We start from the raw sequence: 1126 nt of genomic DNA, 5'->3' as shown, positions 1-1126 counted from the left end.
GGCGGATTCAAATCTGAAGTGCAACACCCTGGGGTTCAATGAACGAGGGTGGAATGCTGCGGGCTGTTGAGCAGGAGTTCTCGATAGACCGCCAAGGGTGATCGTACGCTCAGGCCTTTGCGAGGCCGGTTGTTGATCTGATCGGCAATGGCGTCGAGCTGCACCTGGCTGTAGCCCGAGAGATCGGTGCCCTTGGGCAGGTACTGGCGCACCAGTCCGTTGGTGTTCTCGTTGGAGCCATGCTGCCATGGGCTGTGCGGGTCGCAGAAGTACACCGCGATGTCCGTGCGACGGCTGAGCTCCTTGTGCATCGCCATCTCCCGTCCCTGGTCGTACGTCATGCTCTGGCGCATGGGCGCTGCGATCCCCAACAGCTTGTCAGAGAAGGCCTGCATCACGTTGGCCGCGCTGGCGGGTTTGAACTCGGGCAGCTTGATGAGCATGAGTAGCCTGCTGGTGCGCTCTACCAGCGTGCCCACCGCACTGGCGTTGGCCGCTCCCTTGATGAGATCGCCTTCCCAGTGGCCCGGAAACTGCCGATCCTCAATCTCAGGCGGACGCAGGTGGATGCTCACCATGTCTGGGATCTGACCGCGCCGGTCTTGCCCTTTGCTGCGAGGTACGCGCTTGTTGTGGGCGTGGCGCAGGGTGGCGATCAGCTCGCGCTTGAGCTCGCCCACGGGCTGGGCGTAGATGCAGTTGTAGATGGTCTCGTGTGACACGCGGTGCTCATGGCCTCTGGGGAGGATGCAGGCCAGTGTCAGGGCAATCTGTTCAGGCGACCAGCGCTCGCCAAGAAAGTGGCGCATCAACCCGAACAGGATGCCATCGCGATGGAGCTCGCCCAGTGGGCGGCCTTGCAGGCGTCGCCGTTGGGCGCAGGTACGCGCTGAGGTGCTGGCGTAGCCTGCTGCGGGCAGGGCGTTGCGCCGCAGCTCCCGGCTGATGGTGCTCGGAGAACGCCCCAGGACCTGGGCCATGGCGCGAACGCTGTACTTCTGCTGGGCCAGACTGGCCAGAGTCACGCGGTCTTCAGGCTGGAGCTGTTGATAGCGCTTGGACGGGGTGCTTTGCATCTGCGGACCTTACTCGGTGGCAGGTGTTGCACTTCAAACTTGAATCCGCC

General features: G+C 63.2%; 1 protein-coding gene. It reads right to left on the bottom strand.

What is annotated here, in order from left to right; genetic code table 11:
• Nucleotides 1–35 precede the first annotated feature (35 nt).
• Nucleotides 36–1076: an IS30 family transposase gene (locus B0E41_RS00335; RefSeq protein ID WP_077327474.1), complete on the bottom strand. Its 1041-nt coding sequence runs from the start codon at nt 1074–1076 to the stop codon at nt 36–38.
• Between the last annotated feature and the right edge of the window lie 50 nt (nt 1077–1126).

It is taken from the genome of Hydrogenophaga sp. A37 (genome assembly GCF_002001205.1).
In the GTDB taxonomy this organism is placed as follows: domain Bacteria; phylum Pseudomonadota; class Gammaproteobacteria; order Burkholderiales; family Burkholderiaceae_C; genus Hydrogenophaga.
The sequence above is the reverse complement of the archived record's forward strand: the minus strand, read 5'-3'. Positions and strand labels throughout refer to the sequence as shown.